This is a genomic window from Streptomyces sp. NPDC056503 (assembly GCF_042794995.1).
In the GTDB taxonomy this organism is placed as follows: domain Bacteria; phylum Actinomycetota; class Actinomycetes; order Streptomycetales; family Streptomycetaceae; genus Streptomyces.
In genome coordinates, this window is the sequence record NZ_JBHTST010000039.1 from 29,425 (window position 1) to 56,408 (window position 26,984).

The 26,984-nt window shown below is 73.9% G+C and carries 26 protein-coding genes; 13 read left to right on the forward strand and 13 right to left on the reverse strand.

The genetic code is table 11. The annotated features are described in order from the left end of the window. The first annotated feature begins 64 nt into the window (after positions 1-64). On the forward strand, positions 65-3,205 hold the full coding sequence (locus ACFQ8C_RS14620) for a BTAD domain-containing putative transcriptional regulator (protein ID WP_383456519.1): 3,141 nt from the start codon (positions 65-67) through the stop codon (positions 3,203-3,205). 121 nt (positions 3,206-3,326) lie between these two features. Next, positions 3,327-3,620: a hypothetical protein gene (locus ACFQ8C_RS14625; RefSeq protein ID WP_383456521.1), complete on the forward strand. Its 294-nt coding sequence runs from the start codon at positions 3,327-3,329 to the stop codon at positions 3,618-3,620. Positions 3,621-3,863: 243 nt separating this feature from the next. Here the strand turns inward: ACFQ8C_RS14625 and ACFQ8C_RS14630 are convergent, their stop codons facing one another. Both ACFQ8C_RS14630 and ACFQ8C_RS14635 read right to left on the reverse strand, forming a co-directional pair. Further along, on the reverse strand, positions 3,864-4,550 hold the full coding sequence (locus ACFQ8C_RS14630) for a hypothetical protein (protein ID WP_383456522.1): 687 nt from the start codon (positions 4,548-4,550) through the stop codon (positions 3,864-3,866). A gap of 101 nt (positions 4,551-4,651) precedes the next feature. Then, positions 4,652-6,202, reverse strand: coding sequence for a FadD3 family acyl-CoA ligase (locus tag ACFQ8C_RS14635; protein WP_383456525.1), 1,551 nt, complete (start codon positions 6,200-6,202; stop codon positions 4,652-4,654). 92 nt (positions 6,203-6,294) lie between these two features. Here ACFQ8C_RS14635 and ACFQ8C_RS14640 point away from each other — a divergent pair, with 92 nt between their 5' ends. The 3 genes from ACFQ8C_RS14640 to ACFQ8C_RS14650 are packed head-to-tail and all read left to right on the forward strand — an operon-like array spanning position 6,295 to position 8,670. Next, positions 6,295-7,437: a lipid-transfer protein gene (locus ACFQ8C_RS14640; RefSeq protein ID WP_383456528.1), complete on the forward strand. Its 1,143-nt coding sequence runs from the start codon at positions 6,295-6,297 to the stop codon at positions 7,435-7,437. A gap of 19 nt (positions 7,438-7,456) precedes the next feature. Beyond that, the gene (locus ACFQ8C_RS14645; RefSeq protein WP_383456530.1) at positions 7,457-7,888 is read left to right on the forward strand and encodes a Zn-ribbon domain-containing OB-fold protein; all 432 of its coding nucleotides are present in this window, start codon (positions 7,457-7,459) and stop codon (positions 7,886-7,888) included. After that, positions 7,885-8,670, forward strand: coding sequence for an enoyl-CoA hydratase/isomerase family protein (locus ACFQ8C_RS14650; protein WP_383456533.1), 786 nt, complete (start codon positions 7,885-7,887; stop codon positions 8,668-8,670). Before ACFQ8C_RS14645 ends, ACFQ8C_RS14650 begins: the two co-directional genes overlap by 4 nt. Positions 8,671-8,672: 2 nt before the next feature. On the opposite strand, the gene ACFQ8C_RS14655 is transcribed toward ACFQ8C_RS14650, so the two are convergent. After that, positions 8,673-9,248 (reverse strand): hypothetical protein, encoded by a 576-nt coding sequence (locus tag ACFQ8C_RS14655; protein ID WP_383456535.1) that lies wholly within the window; start codon positions 9,246-9,248, stop codon positions 8,673-8,675. A gap of 135 nt (positions 9,249-9,383) precedes the next feature. On the opposite strand from ACFQ8C_RS14655, the gene ACFQ8C_RS14660 reads away from it, so the two are divergent. Then, positions 9,384-10,022, forward strand: coding sequence for a hypothetical protein (locus tag ACFQ8C_RS14660; RefSeq protein WP_383456537.1), 639 nt, complete (start codon positions 9,384-9,386; stop codon positions 10,020-10,022). On the opposite strand, the gene ACFQ8C_RS14665 is transcribed toward ACFQ8C_RS14660, so the two are convergent. Together ACFQ8C_RS14665 and ACFQ8C_RS14670 are read right to left on the reverse strand one after the other, a co-directional pair. After that, positions 10,019-12,382 (reverse strand): PQQ-binding-like beta-propeller repeat protein, encoded by a 2,364-nt coding sequence (locus tag ACFQ8C_RS14665; RefSeq protein WP_383456539.1) that lies wholly within the window; start codon positions 12,380-12,382, stop codon positions 10,019-10,021. The genes ACFQ8C_RS14660 and ACFQ8C_RS14665 overlap by 4 nt on opposite strands. A 125-nt stretch (positions 12,383-12,507) precedes the next feature. Further along, positions 12,508-13,398, reverse strand: a complete 891-nt coding sequence (locus ACFQ8C_RS14670) for a VOC family protein (protein WP_383456542.1) — start codon at positions 13,396-13,398, stop codon at positions 12,508-12,510. Between the two features lie 255 nt (positions 13,399-13,653). On the opposite strand from ACFQ8C_RS14670, the gene ACFQ8C_RS14675 reads away from it, so the two are divergent. Then, positions 13,654-14,301, forward strand: coding sequence for a TetR family transcriptional regulator (locus ACFQ8C_RS14675; protein ID WP_282693040.1), 648 nt, complete (start codon positions 13,654-13,656; stop codon positions 14,299-14,301). Positions 14,302-14,418: 117 nt separating this feature from the next. Here the strand turns inward: ACFQ8C_RS14675 and ACFQ8C_RS14680 are convergent, their stop codons facing one another. Both ACFQ8C_RS14680 and ACFQ8C_RS14685 read right to left on the reverse strand, forming a co-directional pair. Beyond that, entirely contained in the window at positions 14,419-14,892 is a 474-nt protein-coding gene (locus tag ACFQ8C_RS14680) for a nitroreductase/quinone reductase family protein (protein WP_383456545.1), read from the reverse strand. Then, positions 14,892-16,112: an acyl-CoA dehydrogenase family protein gene (locus ACFQ8C_RS14685; protein ID WP_383456547.1), complete on the reverse strand. Its 1,221-nt coding sequence runs from the start codon at positions 16,110-16,112 to the stop codon at positions 14,892-14,894. Before ACFQ8C_RS14685 ends, ACFQ8C_RS14680 begins: the two co-directional genes overlap by 1 nt. A 106-nt stretch (positions 16,113-16,218) precedes the next feature. Between ACFQ8C_RS14685 and ACFQ8C_RS14690 the strand changes: the two genes are divergently transcribed. The 3 genes from ACFQ8C_RS14690 (at position 16,219) to ACFQ8C_RS14700 (ending at position 18,567) form a co-directional block, all read left to right on the forward strand. Then, positions 16,219-17,400, forward strand: a complete 1,182-nt coding sequence (locus tag ACFQ8C_RS14690) for an acetyl-CoA acetyltransferase (protein WP_383456550.1) — start codon at positions 16,219-16,221, stop codon at positions 17,398-17,400. Positions 17,401-17,623: 223 nt separating this feature from the next. Beyond that, a complete protein-coding gene (locus tag ACFQ8C_RS14695; RefSeq protein WP_383456553.1) occupies positions 17,624-18,286 on the forward strand; it encodes a pyridoxal 5'-phosphate synthase in 663 nt (220 codons plus the stop codon). Positions 18,287-18,318: 32 nt separating this feature from the next. Next, positions 18,319-18,567 carry an SCO4226 family nickel-binding protein gene (locus tag ACFQ8C_RS14700; protein WP_383456555.1) on the forward strand — a complete coding sequence of 83 codons (249 nt, stop codon included), beginning with the start codon at positions 18,319-18,321 and terminating at the stop codon, positions 18,565-18,567. 33 nt (positions 18,568-18,600) lie between these two features. Here the strand turns inward: ACFQ8C_RS14700 and ACFQ8C_RS14705 are convergent, their stop codons facing one another. From ACFQ8C_RS14705 to ACFQ8C_RS14725, 5 genes are all read right to left on the reverse strand, one after another. Continuing rightward, positions 18,601-20,475: an AMP-dependent synthetase/ligase gene (locus ACFQ8C_RS14705; RefSeq protein ID WP_383456578.1), complete on the reverse strand. Its 1,875-nt coding sequence runs from the start codon at positions 20,473-20,475 to the stop codon at positions 18,601-18,603. 100 nt (positions 20,476-20,575) lie between these two features. Then, a complete protein-coding gene (locus ACFQ8C_RS14710; RefSeq protein ID WP_383456580.1) occupies positions 20,576-21,193 on the reverse strand; it encodes a TetR/AcrR family transcriptional regulator in 618 nt (205 codons plus the stop codon). Between the two features lie 137 nt (positions 21,194-21,330). After that, positions 21,331-22,671, reverse strand: coding sequence for a dicarboxylate/amino acid:cation symporter (locus ACFQ8C_RS14715; protein WP_383456557.1), 1,341 nt, complete (start codon positions 22,669-22,671; stop codon positions 21,331-21,333). Between the two features lie 384 nt (positions 22,672-23,055). Further along, positions 23,056-23,823, reverse strand: a complete 768-nt coding sequence (locus ACFQ8C_RS14720; RefSeq protein ID WP_383456560.1) for a GntR family transcriptional regulator — start codon at positions 23,821-23,823, stop codon at positions 23,056-23,058. Then, positions 23,823-24,368 carry a GntR family transcriptional regulator gene (locus tag ACFQ8C_RS14725; protein ID WP_383456563.1) on the reverse strand — a complete coding sequence of 182 codons (546 nt, stop codon included), beginning with the start codon at positions 24,366-24,368 and terminating at the stop codon, positions 23,823-23,825. Before ACFQ8C_RS14725 ends, ACFQ8C_RS14720 begins: the two co-directional genes overlap by 1 nt. Positions 24,369-24,623: 255 nt before the next feature. On the opposite strand from ACFQ8C_RS14725, the gene ACFQ8C_RS14730 reads away from it, so the two are divergent. Next, entirely contained in the window at positions 24,624-24,914 is a 291-nt protein-coding gene (locus tag ACFQ8C_RS14730) for a hypothetical protein (RefSeq protein ID WP_383456565.1), read from the forward strand. Here ACFQ8C_RS14730 and ACFQ8C_RS14735 read toward each other — a convergent pair. Then, positions 24,911-25,177: a DUF4229 domain-containing protein gene (locus tag ACFQ8C_RS14735; protein ID WP_383456567.1), complete on the reverse strand. Its 267-nt coding sequence runs from the start codon at positions 25,175-25,177 to the stop codon at positions 24,911-24,913. The two genes, ACFQ8C_RS14730 and ACFQ8C_RS14735, sit on opposite strands and share 4 nt — an antisense overlap. Before the next feature lie 179 nt (positions 25,178-25,356). Here ACFQ8C_RS14735 and ACFQ8C_RS14740 point away from each other — a divergent pair, with 179 nt between their 5' ends. Together ACFQ8C_RS14740 and ACFQ8C_RS14745 are read left to right on the forward strand one after the other, a co-directional pair. Next, the gene (locus ACFQ8C_RS14740) at positions 25,357-25,890 is read left to right on the forward strand and encodes a GNAT family N-acetyltransferase (RefSeq protein ID WP_383456568.1); all 534 of its coding nucleotides are present in this window, start codon (positions 25,357-25,359) and stop codon (positions 25,888-25,890) included. A 140-nt stretch (positions 25,891-26,030) separates the two neighbouring features. Beyond that, positions 26,031-26,897 carry a helix-turn-helix domain-containing protein gene (locus ACFQ8C_RS14745; protein ID WP_383456571.1) on the forward strand — a complete coding sequence of 289 codons (867 nt, stop codon included), beginning with the start codon at positions 26,031-26,033 and terminating at the stop codon, positions 26,895-26,897. The last annotated feature ends 87 nt before the right edge of the window (positions 26,898-26,984 follow it).

The following is a 26,984-nucleotide window of genomic DNA, read 5'->3' on the forward strand; positions in this document are numbered from 1 at the left end:
GACGCGCTCCCTCCGGACAAGGCAGACTGTCCGGGGCGATACCACCGGTAGGGCAGGGGGAGCCATGGGTCAGGACGAAGGGCCGCGCGTCCCGGCGCAGGACCCCGGCGAGAGGGGGGCCGGGGCCACCCTCGGCGTACCCCGACAGCGGGCGGGCGGGGGCCCGGACGACCACGGGACGGCGGACACGCCCCCCTCCGGCGCGGGCACGACGCCCGACGGCGCGGGCACGCCTCCCGGCGACGCGCGTACGGCGTCCCGGGCGGCCACCGCCCCCTCCGGCACGGTCCCCTCCGGCGCGGGCGCCGTCGCCGGTTCCGGGCTCCGCTTCGGGGTGCTGGGGCCCGTGCGGGTGTGGCGGGGCGGAGAGGTGGTGGCGAGCGGCTCGCCACAGCAGCGGGCCGTGCTGGCCGCGCTGCTGCTGCGGGGCGGGCGGACGGCGACCGCCTCCGAGCTGATCGACGCGCTCTGGGGGGAGGAACCCCCCTCGCAGGCGCTCGCCGCGCTGCGGACGTACGCCTCCCGGCTGCGCAAGGTGCTCGGCACCGAGGTGCTGGTCAGCGTGGACGGCGGGTACGCGCTGCGGACCGCCGCGCTGGACCTCACCCGGGCGCGGGAACTCGCCACGGAGGCCGAGCGGCTGCGGGCGCGCGGCGACCGGGCCGGCGCGCGGGAGCGGCTCGCCGAGGCGCTCGACCTCTGGGACGGCGAGGTGCTGGCCGCCGTGCCGGGGCCGTACGCCGAGGCCCAGCGGACCCGCCTGGAGGAGTGGCGGCTCACCCTCCTGGAGACCCGGCTCGACATCGACCTGGAGGTCGGCGCGCACGCCGAGGCCGTCTCCGAACTGACCGCGCTCACCGCCGCGCACCCGCTCCGCGAGCGCCTGCGCGAGCTCCTCATGCTCGCGCTCTACCGCGGCGGCCGGCAGGCCGAGGCGCTCGCCGTGTACGCCGACACCCGCCGCCTCCTCGCCGACGAGCTCGGCGTCGACCCGACCCCGGAACTCTCCCGCCTCCAGCAGCGCATCCTCCAGGGCGACACCGAACTCGCCCGCCCCGTCGAGGAGCAGGCCCCGGCCGCCGCCCCGGTGGCCCGCCCGGCGCAGCTCCCGGCCACCGTCCCCGACTTCACCGGCCGGGCCTCCTTCGTACGGGAGCTGGGCGGCCGGCTCGCGACCGCCGAGGGCTCCGTCATGGCGGTCTCGGCGCTCGCCGGCATCGGCGGCGTCGGCAAGACGACGCTCGCCGTGCACGTGGCCCACGAGGCCCGCCCGCACTTCCCCGACGGGCAGCTGTACGTCGACCTCCAGGGCGCCGGCGCGCAGTTCGCCGCGCCCGAGACCGTCCTCGGCTCCTTCCTCCGCGCCCTCGGCACCCCCGACTCGGCCATCCCCGCCTCCCTCGACGAACGCGCCGCGCTCTACCGCTCCACCCTCGACGGCCGCCGCGTCCTGGTCCTCCTCGACAACGCCCGGGACGCCGCCCAGATCCGCCCCCTCCTGCCCGGCACGGCGGGCTGCGCGGCCCTGGTGACGAGCCGCATCCGCATGGTCGACCTCGCGGGCGCGCACCTGGTGGACCTCGACGTGATGTCCCCGGAGGAGGCGCTCCAGCTCTTCACCCGGATCGTCGGCGCGGAGCGGGTCCAGGCGGAGCGCGAGGCGGCCCTCGACGTCGTCGCCGCCTGCGGCTTCCTGCCCCTCGCGATCCGCATCGCCGCCTCGCGGCTCGCGGCCCGCCGCACCTGGACGGTCTCGGTCCTGGCGGCGAAGCTCGGCGACGAACGCCGCCGGCTCGACGAGCTCCAGGCCGGCGACCTCGCGGTCAAGGCCACCTTCGAGCTGGGCTACGGCCAGCTGGAGCCGGCCCAGGCCCGCGCCTTCCGGCTCCTGGGCCTCGCCGACGGCCCCGACATCTCCCTGGCGGCGGCCGCGGCCGTCCTCGACCTCCCGCTCTGGGACACCGAGGACCTCCTGGAGGCCCTGGTCGACACGTCCCTCCTGGAGTCCGCCGCCCCCGGCCGCTACCGCTACCACGACCTGGTCCGCCTCTACGCCCGCGCCTGCGCCGACCGCGACGAGCACCCGCCGACGGAGAAGGAGGCCGCCCTCTCGCGCCTCCTCGACTTCTACCTCTCGACGGCCGCCCGCGTGTACGCCATCGAGCGCCCCGGCGACCGCCTGGTCGACCACCTGGAGCCGACGGAGTACGAGGGCCTGGCCTTCACCGACCGCCACCAGGCCCAGGACTGGCTCTACTCCGAGTCCCACTGCCTCCTCGCCTGCGTCCGCCGCTCCGCGACCGACCCGACCACCCTCCGCCGGGCCGTGGACCTCCTGTGGGCCTCCCTCGACCTCGCCGAGTCCGGGGCCAACTCCAAGGAGTACGAGGCGGTCGCGACGGTCCTGCGGGCCGCGGCGGCGAAGGCGGGCGACGTGCGGGCCGAGGGCCGCGCGGCCAACACGCTGGCGTACGTCCACCACTACCAGGGGCGGTTCGACCAGGCGGAGCGCGAGGCGGAGGCGGTGGTCGCCGCCGCGCAGTCGATCGGCGACCCCCTGCCCGTCTGCTGGGCGCTGAACGCCCGGGGCGCCATCGCCCACTACCAGGCCCGCTTCGGCGACGCCGACGAGCATCTGACGCAGGCCATCACGGAGTTCCGCGCCGCCGGCGACCGGGCGGGCGAGGCCGCCGCGCTCTGCAACCTCTCCCGCATCCGCCTCGCGACGGGACGCACGGAGGACGCCGTCCGCATGGCGCGGAAGGGCGCGGACATGTACGAGGAGATGGGTCACGCCCTCAAGGGCGCCAACGGACGCTACGCGCTGGGCCTCGCCCTCACCGAGGACGGGCAGCTGGACGCGGCGCGCGAGCAGCTCCGGGAGGCCCTGGGCGTGTTCGAGGACAGTCGCCAGCGGCTCTGGGAGGGCATGACGCTCTTCCGGATCGCCGAGGCCGACATCGCCGACGGCCGCTACGGCGCCGCCGCCGCCGGCGCGGAGAAGGCCCTGACCCTGCTGCGGGACATCGGTGGAGAATGGCGTCGCGGCAACGTCCTCACCGTGCTCGGGCGGGCGCTCGACAGCATCGGGCAGTCGGGCCGTGCGCGGGTCTGCTGGCAGGAGGCCCTGGCCCTCTACGAGGAGCTGGACGCCCCGGAGGCCGCCGAGGTGAAGTCGCTGCTGAGCAGGACGTTCGCCGTCTGACCCGGCTCTCCCTGCGGCGTTCATCATTCGTTTATCGCCGTCCGGCAGAGTCTTCCTCAACGATCCGCCGTGTCGGGGGGCAGACGGGTCGAGACGGAGATCGTCACCCCTACGCACTAGGGTGAGCGATCCTGAGGCGCCCGTCCCGCCGTCCATGGGGGAACCGCCGGACGGGCGCCACGAACCAGCACGCGAAGCCACCCACCTGGAGGGGACCGACATGGGCGACATCGACGCCACCGACCCGACCGCCAAGCCCGACAACCTGCACATCACGGGCGAGGGCACCGAGGCGATCGGCACCAAGAACCTGCACATCACCTCCGAGCCGGCCGACGCCATCGCGGACAAGGTCCTCGGTGAGGGCGGCGCCTCGACGGACAACCTCCACATCACCTCGGAGCCGGCCAAGTAGACCACTCCCCACGGGGATGACGGCACCGGCGGCGACTTCGGGGGAGCTGCCGGTGCCCTCCACAGGGGGCCGGTCGACGGGGGAGCGCGCGGTCCGGGGGACGCCCGGCGGAACCAGGGGGGATCCGTCGGGACGGAGACCGCGTGCGACGCGACCAGGCCACCGCACAGGAGGGGCCGGGCAGACGCCCGGCCCCTCCTGTGCGTCCGCGCGTCGTCCGCCCGGCCCCGCCCGTCCCGCCGGTCAGCCGCGGGCGTAGGAGCCGAGGCCGACCAGGCAGTAGACGTACTCGCTGATGGTGGCGCCGTTCATGGTGTAGCGGTGCGAGAAGGCGTACTGGGTCTTGGGGTTGGCGTTGCACCTGTCCATGTCGGAGGTGAAGGGGAAGGTCTGGATGACCTTGTAGTGGGCGTCCGAGGCCGAGCAGGAGACCTCCTCGACGCCGCTGACGGACTGGGCGGTCTCCGAGTCCGGGAGGGTCCCGTTGAGGCAGGTGCCCTTCTCGTAGGGGTCGGGCTCCTCCTCGGTGGGGGTGGCGGCGGGGTCGGTCGGCAGGTCGAGGTCGAAGCTGGGGAAGGGCGAGACGGAGAAGGTGGGGACGGTGGGCCGGGAGTCGGCCGGCTCGTCCTTGTCGTTGCTGTTGAAGAGGTACGAGCCGCCGACGATCGCGCCGATGACCAGGAGCGGGACGAGGCAGCCGGCGACGCCGGACCTGCGCCGCCCCGGGGCCTGGCCGCCGGAGACGGTGATCCGGAGGAGGACGGTGGCGCCGGCGAGCTGGACCGGGACGACGTCGCCGTGGCGGCAGGGCGGGACGTGGATCTGGGTGTGACCGCCGCCCGGCAGGTTGCCCGGCAGGGTGACCGGGATGACGACGCCGGTGGCGGCCTGCTGCGGGGTGAGGGTGAGGGGGATCTCCTGCGTGGACACCTGCTGCTCCTCGGGGAGGGAGGGGGACGGGGTGGGGGGCGGTCGCGGCTGTCGCTGCTATGACGTGGACACGCGGTTTTGTGGTTGCACCCCGTGAGCGCTCAACTCCGCGTCCGCAGCTCTCCCTTGACCACCTTCCCGCTCGCGTTGCGGGGCAGTTCGGCGACGAACTCGACCTGCCGGGGCACCTTGTAGTTGGCCATCTCCCGCCGTGACCAGGCGATCAGGTCGTCGGCGGTGACCCGCGCGCCGGGCCGCCGGACGGCGAACGCCTTGCCGACCTCGCCGAGCCGGGCGTCGGGGACGCCGATGACGGCGACGTCGGCGATGTCCGGGTGGAGGCCGAGGAGCTGCTCGATCTCGGCGGGGTAGGCGTTGAAGCCGCCGACGATGAACATGTCCTTGAGGCGGTCGGTGATGCGGAGGTTGCCGGCCTCGTCGAGGACGCCGATGTCGCCGGTGCGCAGCCAGCCGTCCGGGTCGATCGCGGCGGCGGTCGCCTCCTCGTCCTCGAAGTAGCCGCGCATCACGTTGTGCCCCCTGACCAGCACCTCGCCCGAGTCGGAGAGCCGGACCTCGGTGCCGGGGACGGCCCGGCCGGAGGTGGTGGCGATGGTCTCGTCCGGGTCGTCGCGGTGGCACATGGTGACCAGGCCGCTCGCCTCGGAGAGGCCGTACGCGGTGAGGACGGTGCCGACGCCCAGTTCGGCGCGGAGGCGCTCGACGAGCAGCAGCGGGACGACGGCGGCGCCGGTGACGACCAGGCGGAGGCTGGTCAGGTCGTGGGCGGTGCGGGCCGGGTGGTCGAGGAGCGACTGGTGGAGGGTGGGCGGGCCGGGGAGCACGCTGATCCGCTCGGCGGCGATGTTCGCGAGGACGGTGTCGACGGTGAAGACGGGCTGCGGCACGATCACCGCCCCGCGCATCAGGCAGGCGAGGACGCCCGCCTTGTAGCCGAAGGTGTGGAAGAAGGGGTTCACGACGAGGTAGCGGTCGCCCTCGGCGAGGCCGGCGAGGGCGGCCCACTCCTCGTAGCAGCGCAGGGTCTGGGCGTGGCTGATGACGGCGCCCTTGGGGCGGCCGGTGGTGCCGGAGGTGTAGATGATGTCCGAGGGGCTGTCGGGGTCGATGGCGTCGGCGCGGGCCCGGACGCGCTCGGCCGGGATCCGGTCGCCCTCGGCGAGGAAGGCCTTCCAGGTGGTCCACTCGGCCTCGTCGGGCGCGGTGTCGCCGAGGACGACGACCCGCTCCAGGTGCGGCAGCGGCACTCCGGCGCGGCGCAGCGAGGCGACGTACGAGGTGCCGAGGAAGGTGCCGGTGACGAAGAGGAGCCGGGCGCGGGAGCGGGCCAGGACGTCGGCGGCCTCGGCGCCCTTGAAGCGGGTGTTGAGCGGGACGAGGACGGCGCCGGCGGTGACCGCGCCGAGGGCGGCGACGATCCAGTCGAGGCTGTTGGGCGCCCAGACCGCGACCCGGTCCCCGGCCCGTATCCCGGTGGCCAGGCAGGCGGCGGCGGACCGTTCGACGCGGGCGGCGAGTTCGGCGTACGAGACGCGGGCGCGGCCTTCGACGACGGCCTCCCGCGCGCCCCAGCGCTCCCCCGCCGCCCGGACGAGTCCCGGGATCGTGCCCCACTCCAGGTCACCGCGCATCTGACGCCTCCACCGTTCGCGTGAGCTGACTATCCGTCAGATTAGTTGTAGCCTGACGCGCTGTCAGCAGTGCTGCCCCAGAAGGAGGTCCGGTGCTCAAGGACGCCACAGCCATCGTCGGGATCGGTCAGACACCCTTCGCGAAACAGCTCCCCGAGACCGAGAGGACCCTCGCCTGCCGGGCGATCCTCGCCGCCCTCGACGACGCCGGCATCGCCCCCGGCGAGGTCGACGCCTTCGCCTCCTACACCATGGAGGAGACCGACGAGGTCGAGGTCGCCAAGGCCATCGGCGCCGGCGACGTCACCTTCTTCTCCAAGGTCGGCTACGGCGGCGGCGGCTCCTGCGCCACCGTCGGCCACCTCGCCGCCGCCATCGCCACCGGCCAGGCGAGCGTCGGCGTCGCCTGGCGCTCCCGCAAGCGCGGCTCGGGCCCCCGGCCCTGGAAGAACACCGCCGTCCAGCTCCCCACCCCCGGCCAGTGGACCCGCCCCTTCGGACTGCTCCGCCCCGCCGACGAGATCGGCATGCTCGCCCGCCGCTACATGCACGAGTACGGCGCCACCCGCGACCACCTCTTCAACGTCGCCCTCGCCTGCCGCAACCGCGCCAACCAGAACCCGGCCGCGATCATGTACGAGCGCCCGCTGACCCGCGAGATGTACATGACCTCCCGCTGGATCAGCGAACCCCTCTGCCTCTTCGACAACTGCCTGGAGACCGACGGCGCGCTGGCCTGCGTCATCGTCTCCGCCGAACGGGCCCGCGACTGCCGCCACAAGCCCGTCTACGTCCACTCCGCCGCCCAGGGCCTGCCCGCCCAGCACCACGGCATGGTCAACTACTGGAACGACGACCCGCTCTCGGGCCCCGCCTGGACCGCCGCCCGCCACCTGTGGAAGACCGCCGACTTCGGCCCCCAGGACGTCGACGTCGCCCAGATCTACGACGCCTTCACCCCGCTCGTCCCGCTCTCCCTGGAGGGCTACGGCTTCTGCGGCCGCGGCGAGGGCGCCGCCTTCACCGAGGGCGGCGCCCTCGAACTCGGCGGCCGGCTCCCCCTCAACACCGGAGGCGGCGGCCTCTCCGAGGCGTACGTCCATGGCTTCAACCTCATCAACGAGGGCGTGAAGCAGCTCCGCGGCACCTCCACCGCCCAGGTGCCGAACGCCGCCACCTGCCTCGTCACCGCCGGCGAGGGCGTCCCCACCTCCGCGATCCTGCTGCGCGCCTGAGCCCGAGGAGCTGATCCGAGTGCTGAACCCCGTCATCGACGAAGACGGCGCCCCCTTCTGGGAGTTCACCGCCCGCGGCGAACTCCGCGTCCAGGCCTGCGCCGAAGCGGAATGCGGGGAGCTCCGCTTCCCGCCCCGCCCCTGCTGCCCCCACTGCCAGTCCTTCGCCACCGAGTGGCGGCCGATGTCCGGCCGCGGCCGCATCTGGTCGTACGTGCTCCCGCACCCGCCGCTCCTCCCCGACTACGCCGAACAGGCCCCCTACAACGCGGTCCTCGTCGAACTCGCCGACGCCCCGCGGATCCGCCTCGCCGGCAACGTCGTCGCCGCCCCCGACGCCCGCCTCGACTCCGTCGACCCGGCCCGGCTCCGCATCGGCGCCCCCGTCCGGATCGCCTTCACCGAGATCGACGGCCTCGCCGTGCCCCGCTGGATCCTGGAGCGCGGGTGAGCACCCCGGGGATCTCCGTCACGCGCGACAAGGAGACCGGCGTCGCCGTCGTCACCCTCGACCGGGCCGAACGGCTCAACGCGCTCACCCTCGCCATGGCCCGCGCACTCGGCGAGGTCTGGCGGGGGTTCCGGTACGAGGACGAGGTCCGGGCGATCGTCGTCACCGGCGCCGGCGGGCGGGCCTTCTGCACCGGCATCGACCGCGACGACGCCGGCCGGGTGCCGCAGCCCTCGTCCCCGTACACCATCGACGACCCGCTCGTCTCGATCGGCCCCAAGGCCAACGACCTGTGGAAACCGGTGATCGCCGCCGTCGAGGGCATGGCCTGCGGCGGCGCCTTCTACCTGCTCGGCGAGGCCGAGTTCCTGATCGCCTCGGAGACCGCGGCCTTCTTCGACCCGCACACCACCTACGGCATGGTCAGCGCCTTCGAGACCGTCCACATGGCCCAGCGCATGCCCTTCGGCGAGGTCGCCCGGATGGCCCTCATGGGCTCCGCCGAACGCATCTCCGCCCGGCGCGCGTACGAGACCGGCCTGGTCAGCGAGGTGACCGCACCCGGCGGGGCGCTGGCCGCGGCACGGGAGGCGGCGGCCGTCATCGCCTCCCACCCGACCGAGGCCGTCCAGGGGACCGTCCGCGCCCTCTGGTCCGCCAAGGAGGCCGTCCGGTCCCAGGCCCTCGCCCAGGCCCCGCACCTCGTCACGCTCGGCAACCTGCCCGCGGAGCGGCAGGCGGAACTGTTCGCGCGACGGGGGGCCGGGTACCGGACGCGGTAGGGCTAGTAGGCGTACACGTCCTCGACGCGCACCTCGCAGTGCCTCACCTTGTCCACGAGCCCGGGGTGCGCCATCTCCACCTCGAAGTCGTTCTGCATCCCGTGCTCCACCCTCAGCGTCTTCGTCCGGGTGTCGACCACGGAGCCGGAGGCGCCCTTGAAGCTCAGGGTCACCTTGTAGATCTCGGTGGTGTCGTACCGGGCCTCGCTGGTGATCCGCACCGTCGCCGTGGTGTCCGCCTTGCGGGCCGGCCGGCCCTTGCGCTTCTTCTGCGCGGGCTTCACGCAGTCGACGACGGTCACCGCGCCGGACGCGCCGGACGCGCCGACGGAGGGCGTGGGCTCGGCGGTGTACTCGCCGCCACCGCCGCTGGAGCCGCTGCCCGACCCGGAGCCCTCGTAGTCGTCGTTGTCCTTCTTGTCGCTGGAGCAGCCGCCCCCGCCACCGCTCTTGCTCCTGCTCTTGCCACTCTTGCCGCCGCTGCTTCCGCCGCTGGTGCTCGTCTGGAAGCCGGTCAGGGCCAGCACCACCACCGTCAGCGTGGCCGCCATCTTCAGCCGGGTCCGTACCACCGTCACCGTCTCCCCGTGCGTTCGGTCATGTGCGCGCCACACCCTAGCGGGGGCCCGGAGCCCGCGTGGCGGCCCCCTCGCACCGGGCGTAGCGTCGAGAGCGAGAGAGCCGGACCACGAAGCCCCCGAGGAGGCCGATCGATGATCCGCAACATCGTCGGCTCGGTCCTGGCCCTCGCCGGAGCGACGGCCGCCGTCTGGAGCCCCTTCCGTGCCTGGTACGACGGCCGTCACGGCCGCGACTATCCGATCGGGGACCTCTTCACCGGCATCGGCGACGGCGGGGCCGACCTCATCGGCTCCCTCCTGCTGCCGTTCGCCGTCGCCGCCCTCGTCACCCTGATCGGGGTGGTGCTGCGCTCACGGCTGCTCGTCGCCGTCGCCGGGGTGATCGTCCTCGGCTTCACGATCCTGTGGATGGTGCGGGTCGGGCAGGCCGAGGGCGGCCTGGTGATCTCCGGGGACGGCCGCGGCCTCGGCGACGGCGTCGCGAACGCCTTCGGCGGCGGGGTGCTGCTCCTGCTCGGCGCGCTCGTCATGTCCGGCCGGCCGAAGAGCCACCGCCTGGATCCGGCCGCGCGGCCGCACACCCACCCGACGCCCGACGGCCCGCCCGCCCCGTACGAGACCGGCGCGACCGGGGCCCCGTACGAGACCGGGGCCCCGTACGACGCCGAGACCCGGTCCATGCCGTACGCGGCCCCCGACCGCTTCGACGTCCCGGTCGAGCCGCCGCGCGACCCGAACGGCCCGAACGGCCCGAACGCCCCGAAGGGCTAGCGGGCCGCCGCGCCCCGGCCGGCCGTCGCCGTCCCCTTCACCGCGTCGAGCGCGTACACACAGCGGTCCTTGCTGCACGCGTACACGACTCCGCCCTTCACCACCGGCGAGCCGGTGATCTCGCCGCCGGTGGCCAGCTTCCAGCGGAGCTGGCCGCCGGTCGCGTCCAGCGTGTAGAGGACGTGGTCGGCGGAGCCGAAGTGGACCCGGCCGTCGGCGACGACGGGGGTGCCGACCAGCTCGGCGCCGGCCGCGAACCGCCACCGGGGGGTGCCGGTGACCGCGTCCAGCGTGTAGAGCGCGCTGCCGCTGCCCACGTGCACGTTGCCGTCCGCGACGAGCACCGGCTCGGAGGACTGGCGCTGCTCGGTCGCGATCCGCCAGCGGTCCTGGCCGGTGGTGGCGTCGATGGCGTAGACCGTGCCGAGGTGGTCGGCGAGGTAGACGCCGCCACCGGTGACGGCCGGGCCGGGCGCGAAGGCGGGCGGGGAGAGGAAGACGGCGGGCGCCTCGAAGTGCCAGCGGACGTGCCCGGCGGCGATGTCGATCGACAGGACGCGGGTGCCGGCGGAGACGTACACGCAGCCGTCCTCGGCGGGCGCGACCCGGACCGGGACGTGCCCGCAGGAGGCGGCGTCGCCGATCGGGTACGACCAGCGCTCGGTGCCCGTCCGGGCGTCGAGCGCCAGGAGCCGGGCCTCCCGCCACACGTACACGGTGTCGCCGTGCACGGCGGGACCGGCCTCCGGGGTCTCGAAGTCCGTCTGACAGCCGGTGATCTCCCACAGCTTGGCGCCGTTGGACGCCTCCCAGCCCTGGACGCCGCCACCGCGGGTGCCGGTGACGACGGTGCCCCGGTCCACCCGGAGGGAGTAGACCCAGGCGTCGGTCCGGAGCCGCCAGCGCTCGCTGCCGTCGGTGGCGTCGAGGGCGTACAGGGTCGGCCCGTCGGAGGCGTGGATGCGGCCCTGGGCCACCGCCATCGACCAGGCGACGTCCCGGGTCTTGAACTGGCGCCGGCCGGAGCCGGTGTCCAGCGCGTGCACCTCGAAGGAGGTCACGTAGAGCAGGTCGCCCTCGACGACCGGTGTCCCCCACACGTCGTTCGACATGCGGAAGCGCCACGGCCGCCACGGCCCGGGCTCGGGCTGCGCGGCCTGCTGGGGGACGGGCACGGGCACGGGCGCCGGGGTCGGCTCGCCGCCCGGCGGACGGACCCAGCCGGTGGCGTGCGGGTCGGCGGCCTGGCCGAGGGCGAGCGCCGCCCGGGTGTCGGCGACCCGGGGGCCGGGCCCGATCGGCACGGTGGCGCCGCCGAGCCGCACCGGCCCGCCGGACGCCTCCGCGGGACCCGCGTGCCGGCCGCCCGCGTGGGCGGGCTCCGGGTCGCGCGGATCGCGACCGTCGTACGGGACGGGCGGGCGCGGCGGCATCGGCGGCGGGGTGACCGGGGGCGGCGGCGTCGGGCGGCCGCCGCGCCGGGTCTCGATCATGGTGACGGCGCTCTCGGGCAGCCACGCGGAGGCGGTGCCGCTGTCGTCGCTGCCCGGGCCGAAGAGGTGCGGGGCGAGCATGGCCTGGAGGTCGGCCGGGGTGGGCCGCTGGGCCACGTCCATCTGCATGCACGCCTCGATGAGCGGCCGCAGCTCGTCCGGCAGCCCCTCCAGGTCGGGGCCCTCGCGCAGCAGCATGAAGACGGTCTCGACCGGGTTGGCCCCGTGGAAGGGCGCGTGCCCGGTCGCGGCGAACACCAGCATGGACCCCAGCGAGAAGACGTCGCTGGCGCCGGTCACGCTGCGCGAGTCACGGGCCTGCTCGGGCGACATGTAGGCGGGGGTGCCCACGGCGACGTTGGTCATCGTCAGCCGTGTGTTGGAGACGCCGGACGCGATGCCGAAGTCGATCACCCGGGGCCCGTCCTCGACGACGAGCACGTTGGACGGCTTGAGGTCGCGGTGGACGAGCCCGGCTCCGTGGATCGACTGGAGGGCCTCGGCGACACCGGCGGCGAACCACCGGACGGCCTGGGCCGGAAGCGGCCCGCACTCGTTCACTATCTCTTCCAGCGAGGGCGCCGGCACGTAGGCGGTCGCCAGCCACGGCACCGCGGCCCGCGGATCGGCGTCGACCACGGCGGCCGTGTAGAACCCGGAGACCGCCCGGGCGGCCTCCACCTCGCGGGTGAACCGCACCCGGAACAGCTGGTCCTCCGCGAGCTCCGTGCGCACGGTCTTGATCGCCACGCGCCGGCCGGACGCCGACCGCGCGAGATAGACCAGACCCATACCGCCCGCGCCGAGCCGGCCCAGCACCTCGAAGGGCCCGATGCGTCTCGGGTCGTGCTGCGTCAGCTGTTCCACTTGCCTGCCACCTCCCCGTACGGGCCATGACGATACGGCCCCGACCCCTGATTCTTCCTGTCCGAGGCCCTGGTTGCGAACCCGGGGGCGGATCGGGGTGTCACAGGTCATATCGAGCGGATCGCTCACGGCTCGGTGGGGGGCTCCGAGAGGGTGGACACGGGGGGCGCGGGGCGGGTGAGGGGGGTGGTGTCGGTGGAGAGGGCGGCCGGTTCCTCGGGGGAGAGGAGGGGCTCGGCGGGGGGCGGTTCGGCGAGGACGGCGAAGCGGGCGCCCTGGTTGTCGTGGAGGACGGCGATGCGGCCGTAGGGGGTGTCGACGGGGGGTTCGGCGATCCGGCCGCCGAGGCGGACGGTGGTGGCGCAGGCGTCGTCGCAGTCGCGGACGGCGAAGTAGACGAGGACGTGGCCCGGCATCTCGGCGGGGAAGGCGTCGGTGATGACGGCCCGGCCGCCGAAGGCGCTGTCGTCGCCGGGGCGGGAGCCGGGCGGGGACCAGACGCGGTAGTCGAAGTCGGGGTCCTTTCCCTCCTCGGCGGGGTCGGCCTGGCGGCCGAGCCAGCCGAAGACGGAGGCGTAGAAGGTGTCCACGGGCCCGGGACGGCGGGTGTAGACCTCCATCCAGCAGAAGGAGCCGGGTTCGTTGACGACCTCGAAGCCGTCGTCCTCGCCGGACTGGCGCAGGCCGATGACGGCGCCGCCGGGGTCGGCGGCGAGGGCGAGGACGCCGAAGGGGCCGACGGGGTACGGCTCCATGACCATCTGCCCGCCGGCGGCCTTGACGCGGACGGCGACGGTGCCGGCGTCCTTGGTGGCGAGGTAGACGGTCCAGGTGGTGGGCATGCGGCCGTCCCGCTTGGGGAGGAGCCCGGCGACCCGGCGGCCGCCGAGGAGGGCCTCGTCGCGGTCGTCGTCGAAGGTCCAGCCGAAGAGCTCGGCGTAGAAGCGCTTGCCCGCCTCCAGGTCGGGGAGCTGCGCGTCCACCCAGCAGGGGGTGCCCTCTGTGTATACGGCCATGGCTCCACGCTAGGGCGGCGGGGGCGGGGGCGCGCTCCGGTGTGCGCCGTCCGGGGAGCGGCGGCACGCGCTTGTCCACCGAAGTTGTCCACAGGCTGTTCATAAGGGCGGGCGGTACGGAGCGGGGTGCGGCGCCCTGGCGTGATCCGGTCCCGCGACGCGCCGAGGACACCCCCGCCGACCTCGGGGAACGGTGTGCACCCCATTTGCAGTCGGCCGAATCGCGCGCTGATCCCCCCTCGGTAAGCTGACGGCATGACAGGACAAGTACGCACCGTCGACGGCCGCGTGGCCGGACGACGCGGCCAGGCGACGCGGCAGAAGCTGCTCGACTGCCTCGGTGAGATGCTCAGCTCCTCGCCGTACCGGGACGTGAAGGTCATCGACGTGGCCCGGAAGGCGGGTACTTCACCCGCGACGTTCTATCAGTACTTCCCGGACGTCGAAGGCGCCGTTCTGGAGATCGCGGAGGAAATGGCGAAGGAGGGCGCCGGGTTGACCGAGTTGGTCTCCGGGCGTTCCTGGGTCGGCAAGGCCGCCTGGCAGACCTCCGAGGAACTCGTCGACGGATTCCTCGACTTCTGGCGGAAGCACGACGCGATCCTGCGGGTCGTGGACCTCGGCGCCGCCGAGGGCGACAAGCGGTTCTACAAGATCCGCATGAAGATCCTGAACTCGGTCACCAACTCCCTGACGGACGCGGTGAAGGAGCTCCAGGCCAAGGGCAAGGTCGACAAGGAGGTCAGCGCGGCCGCGATGGCGGGGTCGCTCGTGGCGATGCTCGCCTCGGTCGCCGGCCACCAGAAGGGCTTCACCACCTGGGGTGTGAAGCAGGCCGAACTCAAGCCGAACCTCGCCCTGTTGGTGCACCTCGGCATCACCGGCAAGAAGCCGGTCCGATAACCCGGGCACCCCTGGAGCACGCTCTTCCACCCGTCCTGTCGTCGACGCCGACGCCGGTCGCCGCCCCTCGCGGGGCGGGACCGCCGTCGGCGTCGTCGTGTCCGGGCCGGGGCGGGCTCACCTCCGGGTGAGCCGGAAGAGCCGGATCTCGCGGTCCACCCGGGCCTGGTAGGAGGCGTACGGGGGCCAGAAGGCGAGAGCCGCCTTCCAGGCCGCCGCCCGCTCCTCCCCCGTCAGCCGTTCGGCCCGTACGGGGATGGACTCGCCCTTCCAGCTGATCTCGGCGTCCGGGTGGGCGAGCAGGTTGGCCGTCCAGGCGGGGTGGCCGGGGCGGCCGAAGTTGGAGCCGACGAGCAGCCAGGTCCCGCGCTCGGGTTCCGGCATGCAGGCGAGCGGGGTGGTCCGCTCCCGCCCGCTCCTCGCACCGGTGGCGGTGAGCAGGACGCCGGGCAGCATCCGGGTGCTGAGCAGGGTCTTCCCCCTGCTGAGCCGGTGCACGGCCTTGTCGAGCGCGGGAATGACGCGGGGCGCGATCCTGGCGAAGGCCCGGGTGGAGGAGACCTTCTGGACGAGTTTCACTCCGAGGGGCATCAGGCGGCCGCCTCTCCGGGGAGTCCGGGGAATCCGGTGCGCTCCGCCGCGCGGGCCCGGAGGCGTCCCGCGGGGCCGAAGAGGAGCTCGTCGGCGGCGGCGCGGCGGCCGTAGCGGTCCGCGTCGTACGGCGGTACGGCTTCGCCGGCGGCGGCGCGGAGGGCTTCGAGGGCCTGGGCGAGGGCGAGGGGGCCGCTCTCGGGGCCGGGTCCGGGCTCGCGGGCGGCGCAGTAGGTCAGGGTGCGGGCGGCCTCGACCTGGACGTGCAGGTCGGCGAGGCGGTGCCGGGCGCCCTGGAGGGAGCCGTCGGCCCGGCCGGAGCGCAGGTGTCCGAGGGTCCGTTCCAGGGCGCCGCGGGCGGCTCCGGTGGCCTCGGCCGCGAGGAGGACGGCGGCGGTGCGGCCCACGGTGGCGAGGGCGCGGGTGATGTCGGCGGGGTCGGCGGGGTCCTCGCCGAGGAGCTCGGCCGGGACGTCGCGGAGCTGGACGGTGGCCGGGGAGCGGGTGGGGTCGAGGCCGGCGTGCCGGGTGCGGACGAGTCCGGCGCCGGCGTCCTCCGTACGGACCAGGTAGAGGAGCGTGCGGCTGCGGGCGAAGCCGCCGGTGTGGGCGGCGACGAGGAGGAGTCCGGCGCTGTGGCCGTCGAGGACCTGTTCGGCCTCGCCGTAGAGGAGTCGGCGGTTCGGGGATCCGTCGGGGGCGGGTCGGGCCTGGACGCCGCCGGCCCGGCCGTCGCCGGACCAGGCCCCGGTGGTGTTGTCGCCGGTGAGGCCGAGGGCGTGGGCGAGGGAACCGCCGGGGGCGGCGAGCGCGCAGGTGAGCTCGCCCGCGGCGATGCGGGGCAGCAGGTCGGCGCGCTGGGCGGGGGTGCCGAGGGCGGCGACGAGGGGGGCGGTGAGGACGGTGGTGGCGAGCAGCGGGGAGGGGGCGAGGGCGCGGCCGGTCTCCTCGCAGGCGAGGGCGAGTTCGGGGGTGCCGCGGCCGGTGCCGCCGTACTCCGCGGGGAGGGCGAGGCGGGCGAGTCCGAGTTCGCCGGACATGCGGGCCCAGAGGGCGGGGTCGTACCCCTCGGGGCCGGTGAGGGCGGTGGCCGTGGTGGTGGTGGTGGTGCGGGCGGCCGGGGGGCCGGCGTGCTGGTCGAGCAGGTCCCGCAGGGTGCGGCGGATCTCCCGCTGTTCCTCGGTGAGCGCGGCGAGGTCCGCGCCGTCGGCGGTCTCCATGGGGCTCCCTCCGTATCTGACGGTGCGTCATGCTAGGGCGGAGGAGGGGCGGTTGCCCAGAGCGACGCGGGTCCCGATCGCGCATATCTGATGTACCGTCAGATTCATGACCGCTACCGCTCCCCCGCGCACCGCTCCCCCCGGCCGGCGCCGGGTCGCCGTCGCCGGCGTCGCGCTCTCCGACTGCGGACGGGTCGACGAGGCCACCCCGTACGCGCTGCACGCCCAGGCCGCCCGCCGCGCCCTCGCCGACAGCGGCCTCGACCGCTCCCTCGTCGACGGCCTCGCCTCCGCCGGGCTCGGCACGCTCGCCCCCGTGGAGGTCGCCGAGTACCTGGGCCTGCGCCCCACCTGGGTGGACTCCACCACCGTCGGCGGCGCCACCTGGGAGGTCATGGCCGCCCACGCGGCCGACGCGATCGCCGCCGGCCACGCCAAGGCGGTCCTGCTCGTCTACGGCTCCACCGCGCGCGCCGACATCAAGGCCCGCCGCCGCACCTCGAACCTCTCCTTCGGCGCCCGCGGGCCGCTCCAGTTCGAGGCCCCGTACGGCCACACCCTCGTCGCCAAGTACGCGATGGCCGCGCGCCGCCACATGCACCGGTACGGCACCACCCTGGAGCAGCTCGCCGAGGTCGCCGTCCGGGCGAGGGCGAACGCGGCGCTGAACCCCGAGGCGATGTTCCGCACGCCGATCACGACCGACGAGGTCCTGGCGGGCCCGATGATCGCCGACCCCTTCACCAAACTGCACTGCTGCATCCGCAGCGACGGGGGCTGCGCGGTGCTGCTCGTGGCCGAGGAGTACGCCCAGGACCTGGCGAAACCGCCCGTATGGATCCTGGGCACCGGCGAACACGCCTCCCACACGACGATGTCCGCATGGGAGGACTTCACCGTCTCCCCCGCCGCCGTCAGCGGCCGCCTCGCCTTCGAACGCGCCGGCGTCACCCCCGCGGACATCGACGTCGCCGAGATCTACGACGCCTTCACCTACATGACCCTGGTCACCCTGGAGGACCTCGGCTTCTGCCCGAAGGGCGAGGGCGGCGCGTACCTCACGGACAAGTCGGCGGTCCCCGTCAACACCGACGGCGGCGGCCTCTCCGCCTGCCATCCCGGCATGCGCGGCCTCTTCCTCCTGGTCGAGGCCGTCCGCCAGCTCCGCGGCGAAGCCCCCGGCCTCCAGGTCCGCCGCCCCGACGGCAGCCTCCCCGAACTGGCCCTGGCCTCCGCCACAGGCGGCTGGTTCTGCTCCGCCGCCACCCTGATCCTGAGCCGCACCTGACCCACGGAGCCACGCGGTCGCGAGCCGTCACCGCGCCGTGGCGAGCCGGGCCACCGCGCCATGGCGGGCCGGGCCACCGCTCCGTCATGAGCCGCGCCGCCGCGCCGTCATGAGCCACGCCACCGCTCCGTGGCGAGCCGCGCCACCGCTCCGTCGCGGGCCGCGCCACCGCTCCGTCGCGGGCGGTCGTTCCGCTGGGGCGGGGGGCGCCTACGCTCGCCTCATGAGCGACTTCCGTGATGCCCTGCGCTCGCTGCGCGTCTGGGACACCGAGCTGCCGGCCTTCGACCCGGCGACCGCCCCCGCCGAACCCCTCGCGCTCTTCCACGCGTGGTTCCTCGACGCCGTGGCCGCCGGCCAGACCGAGCCGCACACGCCGTCGCTCGCGACGGCCGGCGCGGACGGGCGGCCCGACGTCCGCACGGTGATGCTGCACGACGCCGACGACCGCGGCTGGCACTTCGCCTCGCACGCCACCAGCGCCAAGGGGCGTCAGCTCGCCGCCCGCCCGGAGGCCGCGCTCGGCTTCTACTGGCCGGTCCGGGGGCGCCAGGTCCGGGTCCGGGGGCGCGTCGCCACCGGGAGCCACGAGGAGGCGTACGCGGACCTGCACGCGCGCACCACCGGCGCCCTCGCCGCCGCCCTCACCGGTCGCCAGAGCGAGGTCCTGGACTCCCCGGAAGTCCTCGCCGAGGCGAGCGCCGCCGCGTGGGCCCGCGCGGAGGCCGAGCCGGAGGCGGACGCCCCGACCTGGACCCTGTACGTCGTCGAGCCCGCCGAGGTCGAGTTCTTCCAGGGCGACGCCCGCCGCCGCCACCTCCGCCTCCGCTACCGGCGGGACGCCGGCGCCCCCGACGGCTGGACCAGGGAGCTGCTCTGGCCCTGAGGGCGCACCATGGAAAGGGAGGTGTGAGAACCATGGCCACCTACATGGACGTGCACCGCGGCATGGTCGGGATCACGGCGGACCAGCTCCTCGAAGCCCATCGTGCCGACCTCGCGATCGAGAAGGAGGAAGGGGTCCACTTCCAGAAGGCGTGGGCGGACCCCGCGTCGGGCACGGTCTACTGCCTGTCGACGGGTCCCTCCGCCGACGCCGTGCAGCGGATCCACCAGCGGACCGGCCACGCGGCCGACGAGATCCACGAGGTGCCCCTCACGGTGTGAGCGCGCGACGAGGGGCGGGCCCGGCGGGTGCGCCTACTCGGCGTACCGCCCGTACATCTCCTCGATGTCCCGCGCGAAGTCCCGCAGCACGGCCCGCCGCCGGAGCTTCAGGGAGGGCGTGAGGTGGCCCGAGGTCTCGGAGAACTCGGTGGTCAGGACGCGGAAGGCGCGGATCGACTCGGCGCGGGAGACCAGCCGGTTGGCGTCGTCCACCGCCTTCTGCACCACCGCGAGGAGCTCCGCGTCCCGGGTCAGCTCCCACATCGCCAGGTGCTCCTTCTGCCGCATCCGCCGCCAGTGCGCGAGGCCCTCGTGGTCGAGGGTGATCAGCGCGGAGACGTACGGGCGGTTGTCGCCGACGACCATGCACTGGGCGACCAGCGGGTGGGCGCGCAGCCAGTCCTCCAGCGGGGCCGGGGCCACGTTCTTGCCGGCGGAGGTGATCAGGAGGTCCTTCTTGCGGCCGGTGATGGTGAGGTAGCCGTCCTCGTCGAGGGAGCCGAGGTCGCCGGTCGGGAACCAGCCCCCGTCGGTGTACGGCACGGCGGTGCCGCGCTGCGCGTCCCAGTACCCGGCGAAGACGTGCGGGCCGCTCAGCCAGACCTCCCCGTCGTCGGCGATCCGCACGCCCGTGCCGGGCAGCGGCAGTCCGACCGTGCCGGTGCGCGGCGCGAGCGGCGGGGTGACGGTGGACGCGGCCGTCGTCTCGGTGAGGCCGTACCCCTCGAAGACCTCGACGCCGGCGCCCCGGAAGAACTCCGCGAGCCGCACGCCGAGGGGTGAGCCGCCGCAGATCACGTACCGTACGCGGCCGCCCAGCGCCGCCCGGATCCGGCGGTAGACCAGCGGGTCGTACAGGGCGCGGGCCGCCCGCACCGAGAGCGAGGGCGCCTCGGTCTGCCCGAAGCGGCGGGCGGCCCGCGCGGCCCGGTCGAAGGCGGCGCCCTTCCCGGACCGTTCGGCGGTGGCGCGGGCCCGGTTGTAGACCTTCTCCATCACGTACGGGATCGCGAGCAGGAACGTCGGGCGGAAGCCGGCCAGGTCGTCGAGGAGGTCCTCGCCCTCCACCGACGGGGCGTGTCCGACGCGTACCCGTGCCCGGACGCAGCCCACGGCCACCATCCGCCCGAAGACGTGCGAGAGCGGGAGGAAGAGCAGGGTGGACGGCGGTTCGCCGCCCTCGGGGGCGAAGACCGGGTGGAGGAGCCGGACCGCGTTGTCGACCTCGGCGAAGAAGTTGGCGTGGGTGAGGGCGCAGCCCTTGGGCCGGCCGGTGGTGCCGGAGGTGTAGACGAGGGTGGCGAGGGCGTCGGGGGTGAGCAGCCCCCGCCGGGCGGTCACCGTCTCGTCGGGGACCCGTGCCCCCGACGCGCGCAGCTGCTCCACGGCCCCGGCGTCGAGGACCCAGAGGTGGCTGAGGCCGGGCAGCTGGCGGCGTTCGGCGGAGACGAGCCGCGCCTGCCCGGCGTCCTCGACGACGCAGGCGACGGCGCCGGAGTCCTGGAGGATCCAGCGGGTCTGGAAGGCGGAGGAGGTCGGGTAGACGGGTACGGTGACGAGCCCGGCGGCCCAGGCGGCGAAGTCGAGCAGCGTCCACTCGTACGTCGTGCGGGCCATCAGCGCGAGCCGGTCGCCGGGCCGCAGTCCGTGGGCGATGAGGCCCTTGGCGACGGAGTGCACCTCGGCGGCGAAGCGGGCGGCGGTGACGTCCCGCCAGGTCCCCTCCTCGTCCTTCCGGGAGAAGACGGCGGCGTCGGGGTCCTGCCGGGCGTTGTCGTACGGCAGGTCGGCGAGCGAGCCGCGGTCCACCCGGGGCACGAGCGCGGGCGCGGAGACCTCCCGCACCCGTCCGTCGGCGCGGATGAAGGCGAGGTCGGTCGACACGGGCGGCTCCTCGGTCTGCGCGATGAACGAAGGTCGTGCGTCGTGGAGCGGAAGTGCGGCCGTGCGGGGGGCGGTTGCCCGGAGCAGTCGATGACTAGCCGGTAACCTTACTGCGCGGTAAGGCTCAACGGGGAGACCAGCGTTCGTTTTTCATGAGGTTTCCGAGCCCGGACCAGGCGAAGTTCATCAGCGTGGCCGCCGCCTCCCGCGCCGTCACCCCGGGCGTCTCGTTGGCCCACGTCGCCAGCGACTCGGCCGACCCCACCAGGGCCTGTGCCAGTGCCGCCACGTCCCGCTCGCCGATCGCGACCGGCCCGTGCGCCGTCCGCGCCGCCTCGCCGATCAGCCCGGTGACGAAGTCGGCGATCTCCTCCCGCATCCGGGCCGCCTCGGTCGCGAACGGCTCGCCCTGCGTGCGCGCGTGCCGGCTGAGCACCGCCCACGCGTCCGGATGGTCGGCGGCGTGGCCGAAGAAGGCGAGGAGCCCCGCCCACAGCCGCTCGTCCGGCGGCACGGACACGTCGGTCACGACCTCGGCGACGGCCGCGAGCAGCGCCTCCGCCTCCCGCCGGATGCAGGCGGTGAAGAGCTCCTCCTTGGAGTTCAGATAGAGGTAGACGAGCGGCTTGGACACCCCCGCCAGCTCGGCGATCTCGTCCATCGAGGCCGCCTGGTAGCCGTGCCGCGCGAAGCACGCCACGGCGGCGTCCATCATCTGCCGCTCCCGCACGGCCCGCGGCAGTCTCCTGGTCCCCGCCACGCGTCTCTCCGCCCCACTTCCAAGATCCACTGTTCGCCCCGTGAAAGCCTACGTGCCCCCCGCCCGGACGGGGGCGAGGGGCACGGAGGTGTACGGGTCGAGACGTACGGGAGGAGGGGTCAGGCCGCGGCCACGACCGCCTTCTCCGGGGCGGCCTCGCGGGAGTCCTCGGGCCCGTCGATCGGGGACGCCGAGGCGTTCTCGTACGCGGTGTGGTCGAGGATCTTCTCGCGGGCGGAGACGATCACCGGGACGAGCGCCTGGCCGGCGACGTTGGTGGCGGTCCGGATCATGTCGAGGATCGGGTCGATCGCCATGAGCAGACCGACGCCCTCCAGCGGGAGGCCCAGGGTGGAGAGGGTCAGCGTCAGCATGACCGTCGCACCGGTCAGACCGGCGGTGGCCGCCGAGCCGATCACCGAGACGAAGGCGATGAGCAGGTACTCCTTGACGCCGAGCTGGACGTCGAAGATCTGCGCGATGAAGATCGCGGCGAGCGCCGGGTAGATCGCGGCGCAGCCGTCCATCTTGGTGGTGGCGCCGAACGGGACGGCGAAGGAGGCGTACTCCTTCGGGACGCCGAGGCGCTCGGTGACCCGCTGGGTGACCGGCATGGTGCCGACCGAGGAGCGGGAGACGAAGGCCAGCTGGATCGCGGGCCAGGCGCCCTTGAAGAACTGGACCGGGTTGACCTTGGCGACCGTCGCGAGCAGCAGCGGGTAGACGCCGAAGAGGACCAGGGCGCAGCCGATGTAGACGTCGGCGGTGAAGGTCGCGTACTTGCCGAGCAGGTCCCAGCCGTAGTTGACGATCGCCTTGCCGATGAGGCCGGCGGTGCCGATCGGGGCGAGGCGGATGACCCACCACAGGGCCTTCTGGAGCAGCTCCAGGATCGACTCGGAGAGGGAGAGGATCGGCTGGGCCTTGTCGCCGAGCTGGAGGGCGGCGATGCCGGCGACGGCGGCCATGAAGACGATCTGGAGGACGTTCAGCTCGGTGAAGGGCGTGATGACGTCCGTCGGGATGATGCCGGTGAGGAAGTCGATCCAGCTGCCCTGGCCCTCGGGGGCCTTGCCGTCGGCCGGGGTGAGTCCGGTGCCGGAGCCGGGGTTGGTGACCAGGCCGATCGTGATGCCGATGGCGACCGCGACGAGCGAGGTGATCATGAACCAGAGGAGGGTCTGGGCGGCGAGGCGGGCCGCGTTGTTGACCTTCCGCAGGTTGGTGATCGAGACCAGGATCGCGAAGAAGACGAGCGGGGCGACGGCCAGCTTCAGCAGCTGGACGAAGATGCCGCCGACCTGGATCAGGGTCTCCTTCAGCCAGGAGACGTCCTGGCTGCGGGCGATCCAGCCGAGCAGGACACCGAGGACGAGACCGGCGACGATCTGGGCCCAGAAGGGGAACTTGGGTATCCGGGACGAGGGCTTGACCTCGGTGGCGGACGCGGACACGGACACACTCCACTGATGCGTATCGGGGAATACGGGATGGGGGGTGCGGCACTCTTCCGCGCTCTCGCGCGGGGCGCCGCTGCATGCTGCCGGGGAGGCCGGGGCCTCAGGACTCGCGGCGACAACAGGCCGCGGACATACAGCGGCAGAGATCGACGTGCAGGCGCGCCACGAGCGGGATGCTCGCGGCATGAAGGAGGCGCACTGCTGTCGTCATGGGCGACACGTTAACACTTGAACTTTGAGAACCTCAAAGCTGTTCTTTGGGACAAGAACCGGCCACCCCCGTCCGGAAACCAGAACACCCCTGGTGAGAGCCGCAAAGCTCACACCAGGGGTGCCTCGCCTGTGAGGAACCTTACGCAGCCTTTACCCCCACGGCGCGCGGTTCTACGCCACGGGCAGTCGGTAGCGCATCCGGTACCGGTGCGCCGCCTTCGTCATCAGCGTGGCCTCGATCGGGCGCCCGCCGTCGGAGTAGACGACCCGGAAGGCGACGAGGACGGGCATGTCCTTCGGCAGCTCCAACACCACGACCTCCTCCTCCGTCGGGATCTCGGACGACAGCTCGTCCACGAACTCGCGCGGGGGATGACCCATCGCCGCGAGCAGCGCGGGCGTGCCGCCCCGGATGAGCTTCCCCTCCAACACGGGCGTGCCCTCGACCAGGCCCAGCGGGTAGTACGACCGCGCGAGCTCCGTCGGCTCCCCGTCCAGGAGGAGGAGCTGCTTGCGCAGGACGGCCCGCTCGCCGTCCGCCAGTCCGAGCGCCTCGGCGACCTCCCTCGGCGGGACGACGACCTCGACGTCGAGGAGCCGGGAACTGCCGACCTGCCGTCGCTTCGCGGCCTCGGACACCCACGGATAGGACTCGTCGGGCCCGGCCGGCCTCATGTAGGCGATCGGCTCGACGGACTGCTGCCCGTGCTGCCGCACGTAGACGCCCTTGCCCGGCAGGCCTTCGAGGAGGCCCTCGGCCTTCAGCATCTGGAGGGCCTTCTGGATCGTCGTGTTGGCCACGCCGCCGTACTGCTCCATCAGCTCGGCGGTCGAGCCCAGCTTGCTGCCCGACGGCAGCTCTCCGCGGGTGATCCGCCGCCGGATCTCCGCCGCGATCCTCTGGTGCGGCGACCTCGGATCCGTGAACTCCCTCGCCATCACACGCCCCGCTTCCCGAGCCGGTACGTGAGGTGCCTGCCGTCCGGCATGACCATCAGGGACGCCTCCACCGGCGCCCCGTCGGCGGTCCGCGTCAGGCGGAGCAGCCGGAGGACCGCGCTCCCCTCGGCGAGGCCGAGATGCCCGCGCTCCTCCTCGACGGCCAGGCCGGCGCTCACGTCCTCGACGACCTCGGCCCCGACGTACCCCAGCTCCGCGAGCAGGGTGACGGCACCACCGGGCACCTTGCGCGGCTCCGCCAGGGGCGTACCTCCGGCGACGGAGACGGGGTAGTAGGAGTCGGCCAGCTCCACGGGGAGGCCGTCCAGCAGGATCAGCCGACGCCTGACGACCGCGCGCCCGCCGACGGGCAGCCCCAGCGCCGCGCGGACCGCTTCGGGCGCCTCGACCTCGCCCGCGTGAAGCAGCCGCTGGCCACCGCGGCGTCCCCGCCGGGCGGCCTCCTCGGTCCACGCGTCGCTCCGGCCGGGCTCGCGCGGGGCCAGGTACGGCGCGGTCTCGCTGATCCACGCATCGCCCGCCATGTCCCTACCTCCACCTCGCTGTTGCCAGCGACCCTACTTGCTCGCCCTCGCCGAACCGAGCCCCCCCTTAAGGGCTTGCAACTTAAAGCGGCAAGCCCTTAAGGTCGTTCTCATGGAGACGACCGAACCCGATGTGTCACCGCCGGGTGTTCCCGTACCGCCGTCCCAGCTGAGTCCGGCCCTTCGGGCCCGATCCGAGGCCGGATGGCGGGAATTCCTGGACCGATGGTTCGACGCCTGGGAGCAGGCGCAGCGGTGAGCGGGCCGGACGCGGAGGCCTGTGCGCATCACCCCCTGCTTCTGCAGAGGGTCCGCGACATCGCGAGCGGGGGCGAGGGGATCCTGACGGCCGTCGTCCACGAGTGGCACGGCGGCCGACTCGTCCGCATCGCCCACCTGCGGCCCGCCGACGGCGCCGCCTGGACCACGGCGGCCGACAACATCGCCCCCGCCCTGCGACGGGACACCGCACGGGCGACCGGCGGCCGCGCCCCGGAACCCGGGGCGGAGTCGCCGCGCCTCCGAGGGCGCGGCGGAGGGTCCTAGACCGCGTCCTCGCGGGTGCGGTTGTCGTGGAGGCGGCCCTTGGCGCGGTCGACCTTCTCGACGATCTCGGCGCTCAGGCTGTCGCGCTGCTTGCGGAGCAGGACGAAGCTCAGGGGGGCCGAGACGACGATGGAGAGGAGCAGCACCCACAGGAGGTTGGAGTCGCCGAGGCCGCGCGGGAGCGCGCCGACGTAGACGAGGCCCCACAGGGCGAGGAAACACCCGGCGAAGATGCCGAGCCGCATCAGCGAGTAGCGGAGCATGACCCACTCTTTCGTTCCGAGGTGCCGAACCTTCCCAATACGGGACGAGCGTCCCCCAGTGAAGCACGGGGAGAGGCGTCCGCCGACGGCGGGGGCGGGTACGCGCCCCTCCGCGAACCGGGCGCCCGAAGGGTGGAATGCCCTTGAGTCCTGCCTGGAGTAATAGATAGAGTCCAGTTATGACCCTTACCTTCGAGGCCGATCCGGCCGTCGACCCGTCCCTGACCGACGGCGTGCTCGCCCTCTGGGCCGACGTCTCCAACGCAGGCGGTGCCGTCGGCTTCGTCCCGCCCGTCACGCCCGAGGAGATCCGCCCCTCCCTCCTCAAGCACCTCACGGGCATGGCCCAGGGCACCCACCGCCTCCTGGTCGGCCGCGACGAGGACGGCGAGATCGCCGCCACCGCCTTCTTCGGCTTCAACACCCACCGCCTGATGACCCACTGGGTGTGGCTGTACACGGTGATGGTCCACCCGAAGCACCAGGGCAAGGGGTACGGCCGCGACCTCATGGCCGCCGCCGAGCACACCGCCCGTACCGCCCCCGGTTTCGAGGCGGTCGAGGCCGTCCGGCTCTCCGTGCGCGGCGGCACCGGCACCGACACCTTCTACGCGAAGTGCGGGTACAAGGAGGTCGGGCGCATCCCCGGCGCCATCCGCGTCTCCCCCGGCGACAACCGCGACGACATCATCATGCTGCTGACCCTGACCTGACCCTGCCCCTGACCCGGTCCGACCCGAGGCCGCCCGGCCCGACCGGGTCGCCTCGGGACCCGACCGGGTCGGGCACCGATGGTCGGGTCCGCCCCACACTCCCGTTCCTACGGTGAGGACACCAAGGAAAGGACAGCACCGTGCTGGAGGGCCTGAACCGGGCGCTCGACCTCGTCGAGGAGCGCCTCGACGGCGAGCTCGACCCGGCCGAGCTCGCCCGGATCGCGACCACCTCGGAGTACCACTTCCGCCGGCTCTTCTCCGCGCTCGCGGGGATGCCGCTGTCGGAGTACGTGCGGCGCAGGCGGCTCACCGTCGCCGGCGCCGAGGTGCTCGCCGGGGAGCGGACGCTCCTGGAGATCGCCGTCCGGTACGGCTACGGCTCCGGGGAGGCGTTCGCCCGCGCGTTCCGCGCCGTCCACGGCGTCGGGCCCGGCGAGGCACGCCGCACGGGCGCCACGCTCACCGCCCAGCCGCGCATGTCCTTCCGCCTCGTCGTCGAAGGGAACAGCAGCATGAGGTACCGCACCGAGGCCCGGGAGGCCTTCCGGATCGTCGGCGACCGGGCCAGGGTCCCGCTCGTCCACGAAGGGGAGAACCCGGCGATCGCCGCACAGATCCGGGGGCTCGGCCAGGAGACCCTGGGCCGGCTCGCCGCCCTGTCGGCCGGGGAGCCGGCCGGGCTCGTCTCCGCCGTCGTCCACCTCGCCGACAGCCGCGAGGAGGGCGTGGAGCTCGACCACTGGTACGGCGTGATCGCGGAACCGGAGGCGGGGCAGGCGTACGACACCCTCGACGTCCCCGCCGGCACCTGGGCCGTCTTCGAGGTCGAGGGCCCCTACCCGCAGGCGCTCCAGTACCTGTGGCGGGACGTCTTCACCGAGTGGTTCCCGTCGAACCCGTACGAGAGCCGACCCGGCCCCGAGATCCTCTCGGTCCGTCCGGCGGAGGACTGGAAGACGGCCGCGGCGGAGCTGTGGATCCCGGTGCGCCACACCGGGGCATGAGAAGAGGCCCGGCGGGGGGGGCCCCCCCCGGGCGCGTGGAACGAGGGCCACAGGCCCCCCAACGGTGGGGGGGGGCCCCCAGCCCCG

Excerpts from the sequence above, each read along its gene's own strand:
- ACFQ8C_RS14620 (WP_383456519.1), top strand. The coding sequence starts at position 65 with ATGGGTCAGGACGAAGGGCCGCGCGTCCCGGCGCAGGACCCCGGCGAG.
- ACFQ8C_RS14635 (WP_383456525.1), bottom strand. The coding sequence starts at position 6,202 with ATGCGCGGTGACCTGGAGTGGGGCACGATCCCGGGACTCGTCCGGGCG.
- ACFQ8C_RS14660 (WP_383456537.1), top strand. The coding sequence starts at position 9,384 with ATGATCCGCAACATCGTCGGCTCGGTCCTGGCCCTCGCCGGAGCGACG.
- ACFQ8C_RS14670 (WP_383456542.1), bottom strand. The coding sequence starts at position 13,398 with ATGGCCGTATACACAGAGGGCACCCCCTGCTGGGTGGACGCGCAGCTC.
- ACFQ8C_RS14675 (WP_282693040.1), top strand. The coding sequence starts at position 13,654 with ATGACAGGACAAGTACGCACCGTCGACGGCCGCGTGGCCGGACGACGC.
- ACFQ8C_RS14680 (WP_383456545.1), bottom strand. The coding sequence starts at position 14,892 with ATGCCCCTCGGAGTGAAACTCGTCCAGAAGGTCTCCTCCACCCGGGCC.
- ACFQ8C_RS14685 (WP_383456547.1), bottom strand. The coding sequence starts at position 16,112 with ATGGAGACCGCCGACGGCGCGGACCTCGCCGCGCTCACCGAGGAACAG.
- ACFQ8C_RS14690 (WP_383456550.1), top strand. The coding sequence starts at position 16,219 with ATGACCGCTACCGCTCCCCCGCGCACCGCTCCCCCCGGCCGGCGCCGG.
- ACFQ8C_RS14695 (WP_383456553.1), top strand. The coding sequence starts at position 17,624 with ATGAGCGACTTCCGTGATGCCCTGCGCTCGCTGCGCGTCTGGGACACC.
- ACFQ8C_RS14700 (WP_383456555.1), top strand. The coding sequence starts at position 18,319 with ATGGCCACCTACATGGACGTGCACCGCGGCATGGTCGGGATCACGGCG.
- ACFQ8C_RS14720 (WP_383456560.1), bottom strand. The coding sequence starts at position 23,823 with ATGGCGAGGGAGTTCACGGATCCGAGGTCGCCGCACCAGAGGATCGCG.
- ACFQ8C_RS14725 (WP_383456563.1), bottom strand. The coding sequence starts at position 24,368 with ATGGCGGGCGATGCGTGGATCAGCGAGACCGCGCCGTACCTGGCCCCG.
- ACFQ8C_RS14735 (WP_383456567.1), bottom strand. The coding sequence starts at position 25,177 with ATGCTCCGCTACTCGCTGATGCGGCTCGGCATCTTCGCCGGGTGTTTC.
- ACFQ8C_RS14740 (WP_383456568.1), top strand. The coding sequence starts at position 25,357 with ATGACCCTTACCTTCGAGGCCGATCCGGCCGTCGACCCGTCCCTGACC.